Source organism: Necropsobacter massiliensis (assembly GCF_000827595.2).
Taxonomy (GTDB): domain Bacteria; phylum Pseudomonadota; class Gammaproteobacteria; order Enterobacterales; family Pasteurellaceae; genus Necropsobacter; species Necropsobacter massiliensis.
The window spans coordinates 1-13,146 of the sequence record NZ_LN776186.1 but is presented as its reverse complement, the minus strand read 5'-3'; the positions used below and the strand labels follow the sequence as shown (position 1 = coordinate 13,146).

At 45.1% G+C, this 13,146-nt stretch carries 10 protein-coding genes and 1 pseudogene; 3 read left to right on the top strand and 8 right to left on the bottom strand.

The genetic code is table 11. The annotated features are described in order from the left end of the window. Positions 1-88 precede the first annotated feature (88 nt). From BN3349_RS07145 to BN3349_RS07125, 5 genes are all read right to left on the bottom strand, one after another. Positions 89-1,252, bottom strand: coding sequence for an iron-containing alcohol dehydrogenase (locus BN3349_RS07145; RefSeq protein WP_040976660.1), 1,164 nt, complete (start codon positions 1,250-1,252; stop codon positions 89-91). Between the two features lie 23 nt (positions 1,253-1,275). Next, positions 1,276-2,151, bottom strand: a complete 876-nt coding sequence (locus BN3349_RS07140; RefSeq protein ID WP_040976659.1) for a dihydrodipicolinate synthase family protein — start codon at positions 2,149-2,151, stop codon at positions 1,276-1,278. A gap of 10 nt (positions 2,152-2,161) precedes the next feature. Next, positions 2,162-3,163: a 4-hydroxythreonine-4-phosphate dehydrogenase PdxA gene (pdxA, locus tag BN3349_RS07135; protein ID WP_040976658.1), complete on the bottom strand. Its 1,002-nt coding sequence runs from the start codon at positions 3,161-3,163 to the stop codon at positions 2,162-2,164. Positions 3,164-3,166: 3 nt separating this feature from the next. Beyond that, complete coding sequence (dtnK, locus tag BN3349_RS07130) at positions 3,167-4,435, bottom strand: D-threonate kinase (protein WP_040976657.1); 1,269 nt, start codon at positions 4,433-4,435, stop codon at positions 3,167-3,169. Positions 4,436-4,820: 385 nt separating this feature from the next. Further along, positions 4,821-6,116, bottom strand: a complete 1,296-nt coding sequence (locus BN3349_RS07125) for an NAD(P)/FAD-dependent oxidoreductase (RefSeq protein ID WP_040976727.1) — start codon at positions 6,114-6,116, stop codon at positions 4,821-4,823. A 265-nt stretch (positions 6,117-6,381) separates the two neighbouring features. Here BN3349_RS07125 and BN3349_RS07120 point away from each other — a divergent pair, with 265 nt between their 5' ends. Beyond that, the gene (locus BN3349_RS07120; protein WP_040976656.1) at positions 6,382-7,431 is read left to right on the top strand and encodes an extracellular solute-binding protein; all 1,050 of its coding nucleotides are present in this window, start codon (positions 6,382-6,384) and stop codon (positions 7,429-7,431) included. A 196-nt stretch (positions 7,432-7,627) separates the two neighbouring features. Here the strand turns inward: BN3349_RS07120 and proS are convergent, their stop codons facing one another. The 3 genes from proS to recA form a co-directional block, all read right to left on the bottom strand. Next, the gene (proS, locus tag BN3349_RS07115; protein ID WP_040976655.1) at positions 7,628-9,343 is read right to left on the bottom strand and encodes a proline--tRNA ligase; all 1,716 of its coding nucleotides are present in this window, start codon (positions 9,341-9,343) and stop codon (positions 7,628-7,630) included. Between the two features lie 391 nt (positions 9,344-9,734). Continuing rightward, the gene (recX, locus tag BN3349_RS07110; RefSeq protein WP_040976654.1) at positions 9,735-10,193 is read right to left on the bottom strand and encodes a recombination regulator RecX; all 459 of its coding nucleotides are present in this window, start codon (positions 10,191-10,193) and stop codon (positions 9,735-9,737) included. A 70-nt stretch (positions 10,194-10,263) separates the two neighbouring features. Continuing rightward, entirely contained in the window at positions 10,264-11,331 is a 1,068-nt protein-coding gene (gene recA, locus BN3349_RS07105; protein WP_040976726.1) for a recombinase RecA, read from the bottom strand. A gap of 379 nt (positions 11,332-11,710) precedes the next feature. Between recA and BN3349_RS07100 the strand changes: the two genes are divergently transcribed. Beyond that, positions 11,711-12,367 carry a TfoX/Sxy family DNA transformation protein gene (locus tag BN3349_RS07100; protein WP_040976725.1) on the top strand — a complete coding sequence of 219 codons (657 nt, stop codon included), beginning with the start codon at positions 11,711-11,713 and terminating at the stop codon, positions 12,365-12,367. A gap of 306 nt (positions 12,368-12,673) precedes the next feature. After that, a pseudogene (locus tag BN3349_RS07095) lies at positions 12,674-13,069 on the top strand (PTS sugar transporter subunit IIA); the annotation flags it as partial. Positions 13,070-13,146 lie beyond the last annotated feature (77 nt).

The following is a 13,146-nucleotide window of genomic DNA, read 5'->3' as shown; positions in this document are numbered from 1 at the left end:
AAATGATCAGGGTTGATAGATAAGCTCAAAACAATACATTCATTATCAGCTGCATTTAGCTTCAATAAAGATAAGTTTAGAGCTGGAGTTAGATAATTTTTTTATAGATCTCAATAATATCCGTTTTGGTCATCTCTTTCGGATTGTTATCAAGCAAGCGTTTTACCGTTAACGCGGCATCGGCAAGTTCACTTAATGTGTCTTTTGTAATACCCACAGCCTTTAGATCGCATTTGATATTTAGATCACGAATTAGTGCATAGAATTCTTCAATCAGTTTTTCTGCCGCTTGGCGTTGAGTACAACCTTGTATGTCTAAATTCATTGCATTTGCGAGCTTGGCAAATTTCTCTTCGCAAACATCAAGATTAAATTTCATGACATCAGGTAATAAGATCGCATTGGATAGTCCGTGTGGGATGTGATATTTGCCTCCCAATGGATAAGATAACGCATGAATTGCTACTGTACTTGATGTCGCGATTGATGCGCCACCGAAGTAAGAACCTAGTAACATATCTTCACGGGCTTGTAAGTTCTTCCCGTTTCGATAAGCAGTACGAATACTACGACCAATCAATTCAACGGCTTTTAATGCAAAAGTGTCACTAAATGGACTTGCCTTTTTAGAGATATAACATTCTACGGCATGGCAAAGTGCATCGATACCTGTGTTTGCAGTAATGTGTGGTGGTAAACCAACAGTCATTGTCGGATCTAAAATGACACAATTCGGTAGCATTTTTTCATCAACAACACCGACTTTTAACTCACGTTCAGGAATAAGAACGATTGAGTTCGGTGTTGCTTCTGAACCTGTGCCGGATGTAGTTGGAACCATTAATGTTGGAATGCCACGGTTTATAAATCTTGTTTTGCCATCCACAATATCTTGTAATTCAACATCATTATTTAGCAAAATCGCCACTAATTTAGCAGTATCCATTGCACTACCGCCGCCTATTCCAATTAGCATTTCAGCATTGAATTGTTTCGCTGTTTGGTAAATTTGGTTCACTTTTTTTAGCGGTGGTTCTGGCGGGGTATCATTAATAATATGTACGGTAATATTTGCTTGTTCCAATAGCATTTTCGGTTTATTTACCAATCCAGCATTAAATACACCAGGATCAGTGATAATAATGACATTACTAGCATTATATCCTTTTACTACTTCGGTAATCTGTTCGATGCTATTAACACCGCCGATAACTTTGTTAGTATGAAAAAGTGAGTAGATTTGATTAGCCATAAATATAAGCTCCGTTACATAAGTCAATCATACAATTTAAAAACATCCCGCAATGCGTTATCGATTACCGCATTGGCGCAGTTGGAAGGTTCTCTTGCTGGGCCGACGTTGTGACCGCGTAAAAGTGCGGCGCGTTTTACCACAGAATTTGGGTTGCCCATTTGCATGACGTTGCGGAAATGGCGGATTTTTTTCTGCGCTTCGTTGGCTTTTTCAATATCCCCTTGCTGCCAATAGTCATAGATTGAAACCATCAGTTCTGGGAATACGTTGGAACAGCCACTGATAGCGCCTGTGCCGCCGGCTAATAATGTCCACAAAATCAGGGAATCGCTACCTGCCATAACACTTAATCTTGGGTTGGTGTTTTCAATATATTTCAATGAATTATCAAAATTTCCGCTGCTGTCTTTAATGCCGATGATGTTGTCGAATTCAGCCAGTCTTTTTAGGGTTTTATAATCAATATTGTTGCCGGTGCGTGCCGGGATGTTGTACATCAAAATCGGCGCGTTGACGTTTTTGGCGATTGTGCTGAAATGACGGTAAAGATCATCCTGACTGACGGCAACGAAATACGGTGAGATTACCGATAACACGTCCACACCGAGATCCAAGACTTGTTTTGAAAATTCAACGGTTTCTTTGGTCGTAATGCAACCGACGCCGGCATAAACGGGGACGCGACCGTTCACCGCGTCAACCGCTGTTTTAATGATGTCCAGTTTTTCCTGTTGGTTAAAGGCATAGAATTCGCCGTTTGTACCCAGCGGGAAAATGCCGTGCACACCTGCCTCAATCAAATAATCGATAAATGCTTTATAGGCTTGCGGATTGAATTGTTCATTTTCGTCAAGTGCGGTTAAAACCGGCGTGACAATACCTTGGGGTTTAAACATGGTTTTTTCCTTACTTATTTGCATATTTCACATTTGCCATTTTGGCGCCGAGGTATAGGGCTTCAGTCATGCTGCGGCTGTCGGCGATGCCTTTGCCGGCGATAGGGAATGCGGTACCGTGATCGACAGAGGTGCGGATAAACGGTAGTCCAACGGTGACATTAACGCCGCTATCAAAACCGAGCACTTTAATCGGGATATGACCTTGGTCGTGATACATCACCACCACAATATCGAATTCGTCTAAATTTGCCGCACGGTGAAAGACCGTATCCGGCGCAATCGGTCCGCTTACGTTCAGGCCATTTTGGCGTGCCTGTTGTACCGCCGGTAGGATTTCGACAGCGTCTTCGTCGCCGAACATACCGTTTTCGCCAGCGTGCGGATTTAGCCCAGCAACGGCGATACGCGGTTCGGTAATGCCGAGCATTTTGGTATATTCATCTGCCAGTTCAATCACTTTCAGCACTCGTTTTTTCTTGACCAGATCACAGGCTTTGCGCAGCTGAACGTGGGTGGTGACGTGAATAACGTTTAATTTTTCGCTGGTCAGCATCATGGAATAGTCGGAGGTATGACTTAAATGCGCCAAAATTTCGGTGTGTCCCGGAAAGTGTTTACCGCCGGCGTGTAAGGCTTCTTTGTTTAACGGTGCGGTGACAATGGCGTGAATTTTGTTATCCAGCGTTAAATTCACCGCTTTTTCAATATACTCGTAAGCGGCTCTGCCCGCGCGCGGATCGACGTTGGCAAAAGGCAAATCCGCCGGTAGATTATCCAAATCCAGCATGTCGATATAGCCGAACTGTGCGTTAAAATGCTCGACGTCTGCCACCGTTCTTAACACCAAGCTCGAATGAACGATAGCCAGCGCGCGCTGCATGATTTTCTTATCGCCAATCACAATGGGATGCGCCAATTCATAAATTCGTTTATCTTCCAGTGCCTTAATGATGACTTCCGGACCGATGCCCGCCGCGTCGCCCATTGTAATGCCTAATATTGGTTTCATTTTCTACTCCTTGTTTAGATCCCGAATAAAATCTAGGGTATTTTGCAAAACGGAAACTGAGCCCAGCCCGCCCGCTTTCGTGATGACGGGAATATGTGCCAGTGAACTTGCCGGAAAATAACCGTACGGCACGCCGTTTTCGATTTCGCCGAGAATACGATAATGTTTCAGCCCTAACGCCTTTGCCGCCCCGACCGCAATATCACCGCCGGTTAAAAACAGGGCGGAGAGTTGGAAGTTGAGCTGGGTTAAAATCTGCTTAACCAGTGTCGATAGTTGCCGACAAATCCGCTCGCCTAACTGAGCGCGGTCAAGATGAAACCGACGGCATAAATCCTCAATATGATGACGGCGGTCTGCCGAATTTTCGGTTTTTAAAATAACGTGTTGTTTTCGCTTTAAAAGATCCGTCGCTTGTTGTGCCGCAAATGCAATATAATCCTGTTCTTCTAACAGCCGCTCGATCGCAATATCGACGCTGGCAATGTCATGATGCGACTTGACATAATCGATCTGGCGGCGGGTGATTTCGCTCATTGAACCCGCCACAAACAGCATCGGTAAGGCGCTTGGAGGTAAAAAGTGCGGTCGTTTTTTCGGCAGAATATACTTAGCAAGCCCCGCTGAACCGGCAATGACGGCTAAGGCGTGGTACGGGCGGATTAACGCCGCAATCCGTGCCAAATCCGATTCCCGTTCCGCATCAAAAGCAATAATGCAGGGAGAATGCCCCGCCATACTTGATGCAATAATTGGTTGGCAATCGGTATTTCTCAGTTGATGCAACTTGATTTCCACAATCGGAATACGGGTTTGCGCCGCAATAATTGATTTTACTGTTGAGGAAATGACCGGCGTTTTTGGGTCGGTGGCGAATTCTGTTTCCAGCAACGGCTGCTCGCCAACATAACATATACCGTTATTGATGTGTCGGTGTGCCGACGGCAACGCTGTGCAAACAAAAGCCGCCTTGCGCTGACTTGCGCGCAAGCAGCTTTCCAGTTCGGCACCGATGTTGCCTCGCAGCGTGGAATCCATTTTTTTATAAATGGTATTTACATTGGCATGATGTTGAATAGCTTGTGTTATCGCTTTTTGAGCGTTTTCAATCGTCATCGCGCGACTGTCGGTATTGATGATCGCAACATCCGCTTCGCCGTAATAAACGTTTTCCGGATTCAGTATGACATCGGCCGAAAAGCCTTGATGAGTAAACTGTACCCCGGTATCATTGGCGCCGGTAAAATCGTCTGCAATCACTAATATTTCCATAAAGACACTTTGCCACTCGGTTTAAACTGGAAAAAAGTATATAGAAATTTTTTATAGTAAACAGTGATGCGGATCACAATAATGACTAAAAATAATCTATTTGATTTTTTATAATCAATTGGCAAGGGTTTTATTTCAGCAATAATTTAATCTGGTCGAAAGGAAGAAACGGAATAGGCGGGCGAAATTAAGCCAAGTTCATTGATATGTTAAAAATGGCGCCGCTGGCATGCGGTGCGATATACGTCGTATGCTATGGATGTGATGAACGGGCGAATAGACGCCGTAGCGTTTGGGAGCAACTGTTACTACGGCGTTATTATCACAGGAGAATAAAAGTGCGGTGAAAAATCGTTGGTTTTTGTCGTTTTTCGCCGTGGCGGTATCAGCGATATTTATCTAAAAATCGATAATAATTGGTGCCGATAAATAACGCCGCTTTTTTGCTTAAACGTCCGCCGCGTACGGTTGGCACTTTGAGTACCTCAAAGGTGCGTAGGCGTTCGTCGTTGCCGGCGATTGCTTCTGCGATAATTCTGCCCGCCAGACCGGTCAGGGCGACACCGTGACCGGAATAGCCTTGCGCGAAGTAAATATTCGGTGCGATGCGCCCGAAATGCGGATTGGCGTTAATCGTCATATCGATAGGTCCGCCCCAGCCGTAATCAATTTTGACATTTTCCAGCTGTGGAAAAACCTTCAGCATATTTTGCCGCATAATGTCGATCATATGATGTTCGGAACTGGAATCGCTGCCGAACAACAGGCGGTTGTCCGCGCTTAAACGGTAATAATCCAGCAAATAATTATTGTCACAGACGGACATGCCGTTATTGATTACGCTGTCTGCGGTTTTCTGATCCAGCGGTTCGGTGGCGATAATAAAGCTTTCTACCGGCAGAATTTTTTTTGCAATACCGTGATGGATCCCTTTCGGCAACGCGGTGATATAGGCGTTGGTGGCTAATACCACGTCTTTGGCGATCACCGAGGTGGTTTCGGTTTTCACTTTCACTTTGGTTTTACCGATGCGCAGGTCGATAACCGGCGATTGCTCATAAATCTGCACGCCTAAATCCAGACAGGCTCGGGCTAAGCCAAGACAATAATTCAGCGGATGCAGATGACCGGAATTGCTGTCGAATAGCGCACCTTGATAAATGTGGCTGCCTAGATGCTGTTCTAGTTTCGCTTTATCCCAAAGCTGCATATTGGCATACCCGAACAATTCCCGGCTGGTTTGTTCCACGGCGATCAGATCATCCAGCCGGCGGTGATTTAACGCCAGTGTGGCATAGCCTTTGCGCCAGTCGCATTGAATGTGGTATTTTTTAATACGCTCATCAATAATATCAATGGCTTCCAGCGACATTTTCCAGAGTTTTTCGGCGGTTTCAAAGCCGACTTGTCTGACGTATTCGTCAATGCCGTCTTCAAAGCCGTTAATCGCCTGACCGCCGCTACGACCGGAGGCGCCGAATCCCACTCTGGCACCTTCCAACACAATCACGCTTTTGCCTTGCTCGGCAAGCTCAAGGGCGGCAGATAAGCCGAAAAAACCGGCGCCGACAATGCACACATCGGCGGATTGTCGGTGAACCAACGGCGCAAGTTGGAGATGCAGATTGCGGGTTTCGGAATAATAAGAGCGGACATGATCTTGATGTGAATAGGTAAGCAGCATAAAACCTTGATAAATATTGGGGACTATTGATTATGACATTATTGATGTTTTCGCTTGACCGCCACAGACCAGCTTTAAAACACACAGCATGCGACAGGTCAGGCGAATCTTACTCCGATTGCAAGAGATGTCAAATCTTTCACTATAAAATCGGTTAATATTTGTTATACTTAGCGCCGAATTGTGATTCGATCGGCGTTTGTCAAAACCGCCTTATTTTTAACCGCACTTTGCCTTGCCAAAGGCTTTGGAGGACTATAAATTGAAAAAAATCTTTGCAACCTTATCTAAATCTCTTTTCCTGATGACTCTCGCCCTTTTTTCTACGCTGAGCTTTGCCAAAGAAAAACTGTATGTATATAACTGGACTGACTATATTCCGTCCACGCTGATCGCGGAATTTACTCAAGAAACCGGCATTGAAGTGATTTATTCCACCTTTGAAAGCAACGAGGAAATGTATGCCAAACTGAAACTGATTTCCCAGAACTCAGGCTATGATTTGGTTTTTCCGTCCAGCTATTATGTGGGCAAAATGGCGAAAGAAGGCATGCTACAGCCGCTGGATCAGCATAAACTGAGCAATTTCAAGCAGATCCCAGCGCATTTATTAAACAAGGAATTTGATCCCGGCAATCAGTATTCGCTGCCTTATGTTTACGGGTTAACCGGCATTGGTGTGAATGCGGAAGATATCAATCCGCAGCAGGTGACGAGCTGGGCGGATTTGTGGAAACCGGAATATAAGGGCAAAGTACTGCTGACTAGCGACGCGCGCGAAGTGTTTCATATTGCGCTGCTGCTGGACGGCAAATCACCGAATAGCACCAACGAAAGTGAGATCAAATCTGCCTATGAACGGTTGCTAAAATTAATGCCGAACGTGCAAGTGTTTAATTCCGATTCGCCGGAAGTGCCTTATGTGCAGGGCGAAGTGGCATTGGGTATGATCTGGAACGGTTCGGCTTATTTGGGAAATAAAGAAAATCCGAATATTCGTTTTATTTATCCGCAGGAAGGGGCGATTTTTTGGATGGACAATTACGCCATTCCGCAAAGTGCCAAGAATGTGGAAAATGCCTATAAATTTATTGATTTCTTACTGCGTCCGGAAAGCGCCAAAGTGGTGATTGAACGTATGGGCTTTTCTATGCCGAACGAAGGCGTGAAAGCATTGCTTGATCCAGCATTAGTTAACAATCCGGTATTATTCCCGCCGGCGGCGGAGGTCGAAAAAGGCGTTCTGCAAAGCGATGTGGGCGAGGCGGTGGATATTTATGAAAAATATTGGAATAAACTGAAAACCCATTAATCGCTATCGAGTGTTGGTAAAAGTGCGGTGAACATTTTCATTATTTTGCGGCAAATACTGAAAATGCCGCAATTTTGCACCGCACTTTTAAGTCGACAGAGCTTATCTTGCCTAAGGCAATCCGAAGTTGCCGCTCGGTTAAATAAACACCTCGCGCACATAAAAAGATTGCCTTTTTAAGAAAGCGATTTTACGTTTAGGCATTAAGCTGTGTGTGAATAAAATCAACTGATTGATCTTTGTTGATCATCTGTTTTTCGCCACTACGGCGGTTTTTATATTCGATCTCGCCGTTCGCCAGATTTTTTTCACCAATCACCAGCATGTGAGGCACGCCGATGAGTTCCATATCCGCAAACATAACGCCCGGGCGTTCTTTGCGATCATCAAAGATCACATCGATTCCTTGTTCAATTAAAGTGCGGTATAACGTTTCGCAGTATTGACGCACACTTTCCGATTTATGCATATTCATCGGCACAATCGCGACGGTAAACGGTGCGATAGCATCTGTCGGCCAGATAATCCCGCGTTCATCGTGGCTTTGCTCAATAGCGGCGGCAACCACACGGCTGACCCCGATGCCGTAGCATCCCATCATCATTGCTTGCAGGCGACCGTCTTCGCCCTGTACTGCGGCATTCATTGCTTCGGAATATTTTGTGCCCAGCTGGAAAATATGACCCACTTCAATGCCACGTTTAATCAATAATGTTCCTTTGCCGTCTGGGCTGATGTCGCCTTCCACCACATTGCGCAAGTCTGCGATTTGCGGCAGGGCGACGTCACGTTCCCAGTTGATATTGAAATAATGTTTGCCGTCGATATTCGCGCCGGCACCGAAATCGCTCATTATGGCGACGCTACGGTCGATAATCGCCGGAATTGGCAGATTTACCGGTCCCAGAGAACCGACACCGGCGCCGATTTTGCGTTTGATGTCCGCCTCGTCGGCAAATTCCAACGGTTCGGCGACTAATGTGAGTTTTTGTGCTTTAACTTCATTTAATTCGTGATCGCCACGGATAATCAGTGCAACCAATGGGTGTTCTTCCGTTGCGCCTTTGACAATCAGGGTTTTGACCGTTTTTTCAATCGGCAGATTGAATTGTTCCACTAGGGCGGCGATGGTTTTTGCATTCGGTGTGTCCACTAATTCCATGGTTGCCGTTGCCGCTTGGCGTTCACCGCTTGCAATGGCTTCCGCCAGTTCGATATTGGCGGCGAAATCAGATTGGGTCGAGAAGACGATATCGTCTTCGCCACTTTGTGCCAAAACCTGAAATTCGTGCGATGCGCTGCCACCGATAGAACCAGTATCTGCCTGAACCGCGCGAAAATCCAGCCCCAGCCGGCTGAAAATATTACTGTAAGTTTGATACATCACCGCATAGGTTTGCTGTAGGCTTTCACGACTGGTGTGGAAAGAATAGGCATCTTTCATTAGAAACTCGCGGCTGCGCATTACGCCGAAACGCGGGCGTACTTCATCACGGAATTTGGTTTGGAACTGGTATAAATTCAACGGCAATTGTTTATAAGAACTTACTTCGCGGCGAACCAAATCGGTAATCACTTCTTCATGTGTTGGTCCTAACACGAAATCACGGTTTCCGCGATCGGAAAAACGCAATAGCTCCGGTCCGTATTGCTCCCAGCGCCCCGATTCCTGCCACAGCTCGCCCGGCTGTACTACTGGCATTTCCACTTCAATGGCTCCGCTCTTGTTCATTTCCTCACGGATAATATTTTCCACTTTTTTCAACACCCGTAATCCGGTCGGCAGCCAATTATACAGCCCTGATGCCAAAGGCCGCACCATACCAGCTCGCAGCATCAATTGATGACTGACTACTTGGGCGTCGTTCGGGGTTTCTTTTAAAGTCGAAAACAAATAGTTACTCGCGCGCATTCTTATTCCTGTTTCATCTGATTTGAGTTAAAAAAATTGGCGATAGTGTATCACCGCGTGAGGTTTGTACAAAGTAGAATAGCGGAATTTGGGCGGAATATTTCTCGGTTTAAGGTTAAGTGCGGTGCTATTTTAACGTAGAAATAAAGGCGATGGCTTTACCTGTGCCGCGCGCGTGGTAAGCGCGCGGAAAATGTCTTGCGGCGCGGTTTGCCAGTGACTAAATTTGTTCACGTTAATGACATTAATCTCCGGATATAACCAATAAATGATGTATGTTGACAAGCGTGATCTATAACAGCGACATCATGGTAAAACCGGCAGTTTGAGCGAGTTCATCAAATCATGCGGATTGATGTTCCGCAAGACTGTTTGATTACCCAAAGACCGCTTAGCACGGATCTTCTTCATAGTGTCCAACCAGCGGGGTAAATTGCTCTGCGCTAAATCCGTGCGATAACATATAGCGCCAGATTTTTTGTTTGGATTTATAATCCTGTGCGGTGGCGTAGTCGGGAAATTTTTTGCGTAATACTGATAGCGCTAGCGCCTGCCAGTCGATTTCGCTTTCTGACAATACCTCATTGATCGTATCGTTTTGAATACCTTTAAGCTGGCACAATTCCTGCTTGATTCGATTTATGCCATAGCCACGTTGCGAACGGATATGTACATAGTTTTCACAGAAGCGTTTATCGTTCTGCCAGCGTTTTTGCTGACAATAAGCTAATGTTTGCGTAATTTCCTGCTCGGAAAAGCCTTTTTCCTGCATTTTGCCGCGCAGTTCGAATTCGCTGTATTCACGTCGCGCAAGTAAGCCGACTACATAACCGAGTGCTAAAGAGGACACCTTATTTTCCTGTGTGATTAATCATATCAAGCAAAAGTGCGGTCAAAATAACCGCACTTTTCAGTTTGCATTAGAAATCGCTGTCGGTATCGGCGATGGTTTCCTGTTCTGCCTGTTCAATATCTGCCATTAAGGTTTTATCCGGATTTGCCAATAATTCGGCGCGCAGTTTGGTTTCCAGCGCTGCGGTTTGTTCCGGATGTTCGTTTAACCATTTCATCGCATTGGCTTTTCCTTGACCAATTTTTTCACCGTTATAGGAATACCATGCTCCTGATTTCTCAACCAGTTTGTGTTTAACGCCGAGTTCAATCAGCTCGCCGTTCTTTGAAATGCCTTCGCCGTACAGAATCTGGAAATCCGCCTGACGGAATGGCGGCGCCACTTTGTTTTTTACCACTTTTACCCGCGTTTCGTTACCGATAACTTGATCACCGTCTTTAATTGAACCGGTACGGCGAATATCCAGACGTACGGAGGCATAGAATTTCAGTGCGTTACCGCCGGTCGTGGTTTCCGGATTACCGAACATGACACCGATTTTCATGCGGATTTGGTTAATAAAGACAACCAGACAGTTTGAGGTTTTAATCTGCGCGGTTAATTTACGTAATGCCTGTGACATTAAACGCGCCTGTAAGCCCATGTGGGAGTCGCCCATATCGCCCTCAATTTCTGCTTTTGGCGTTAATGCCGCCACCGAGTCCACAATGACCACATCAACCGCACCGGAACGGACTAATGCATCGCAGATTTCTAGCGCCTGCTCACCGTTATCAGGCTGTGAAACCAACAATTCCTTGACATCCACACCGAGTTTTGCGGCATAAATCGGATCCAGCGCATGTTCCGCATCAATAAATGCGCAGGTTTTTCCTTCTTTCTGCGCTTGTGCAATAATTGAAAGGGTCAGCGTGGTTTTACCGGAAGATTCCGGCCCGAAAATCTCCACAATCCGCCCCATCGGCAAACCACCGATGCCTAATGCGACATCTAGACTGAGAGAACCGGTAGATACGGCTTCTACATCCAAGGTTTGAGTTTCGCCCAGTTTCATAATTGAGCCTTTACCGAATTGTTTTTCAATCTGACCTAATGCCGCCGCCAGTGCTTTGGCTTTTTCTTCTTCCGTAGTCATTGCCATTATCATACCTCTGCCAAAATCGTTTGTCCTAAGTTGTGCATAATGTTAACTGTATTGATATACAGTATCAAGCAAAATTTTGATCTTTTTAGCTTGTTATTCAATAATTCGTGTATTGTGTAATACATCTGCTCAATGGGAGGCTCATTATTCCGTTGCGCATCCATTCGCTGCATATTGTTTAGCATTACCGAGCATATTAGCAAGCCGCTATGACGAGTTTACTGCGGTTTTGCAGTCAAAAAATACTATTTTCACGATCCGTATCACAAATTCATAATTTGTTTGTTAATAAGTGCCCTGTGAAAAATAATTATATGCTATAAGAGATTATTTCGTCGCTTTTTTAATCAAGGAGGAATGTGCCATGACGATGACTGTTACACAAGCAAACACACTGGAAATCAGACAGATGCTGAGCGAGCTTATCGGTAATGTCACCGCCAGAAATTTATTTACCGGTTACGGATTATTTAAGGACGACCTGATGTTCGGCATATATCAAAACGGCAATTTTTATTTACGTGCCGAAGCCGAACTGGCTGTTCATTTGGAAAGTCAAGGCGCGGTATCTTATTCTTCTTTAATTAAGAATATCGGTTTGAATATTGGTAATTATTATCGCTTGCCGAAAGCGATTATGCAGAATAAAGACTATTGTCGCGAGTTGCTTTTGCTTTCTATCGAACAAATTAAAGCACAGCGTTTGGCTGAGGCGTTAGCTAAGAAAAATCGCATTAAAGAATTGCCTAATTTGTCCATTAAACATGAAAGATTGCTTGCGAAAATCGGGATTGGCAGTATTGCTGCGTTTAAGGCGGTCGGCGCGGCTAACTGTTATGTTCGTTTAAAACAGGACGGGTTTTCGGTGAATATGATTTTGTTTTGGAATCTGGCCGCGGCGTTGCTGAATAAACATGTCAATTTATTGACTGCCGCGGAAAAAGAGCGGGCATTATTTGATTTAAATAACAAGTTAAGTCGTGCAGGGCTGAGTCCGGTGAAGTCCGACGTCGGCGCTATCCGGTAACGCTGTAAGCAGACGACCGGTGGAATGCCTATTTTCTTAATAACAGATAAGTGCGGATTAATAGTTTGATAAAACATGCTGTACTTTATGTTCACCTTATTTTTATTAGAGTTTATTTCTGCCGGCATGATCAAAGAAATCATAGTTTTTTATTTGATCGGGATCACGGATTTCAAAAAATATATTTGACGTGAATTCTCTACGAATTAAACTTTGCGCTAATTAAGCAAACGTTTGCTTTGGTTTTTGCTTAATTAGCTGAAACGATTTTTCAGATATTTCAATCTATCTAAATGGAGGTTATTAATGACCCATATTATCGTTGCGACACATGGTAAATTTTCACAGGAATTAGTTAATTCCGCTGCGATGGTGTACGGCGAGGATGAACATACTCATATAGTGACTTTCCTGCCCGGCGAGGGTGGGGAGCATTTAGTGGAAAAATATAATGCGATTATTGCAACACTGCCGGAAAATGAACCGGTGTTATTTTTAGTGGATTTATTTGGCGGCAGCCCTTATAACGCGGCGAGTCGAGTAGCGACAGTACGAGGTGAGAATACGGATATTGTAACCGGTGTCAGTTTGCCGATGTTGCTGGAGGTGCTGGATGCAAAAGCGGATATGACGCTGCCTGCCTTGGTTGAAACAGCTAAAGAGGTTGGTGTTGCGGCGGTGGAGTCTTTTTGTCAGCCGAAAGGGGGAGGTTAATATGTAGCGTCCCCCCCCCGAAACGCAGAAAATTTGGAAAAAACCACCCCCCCTTGGGGCTGGCT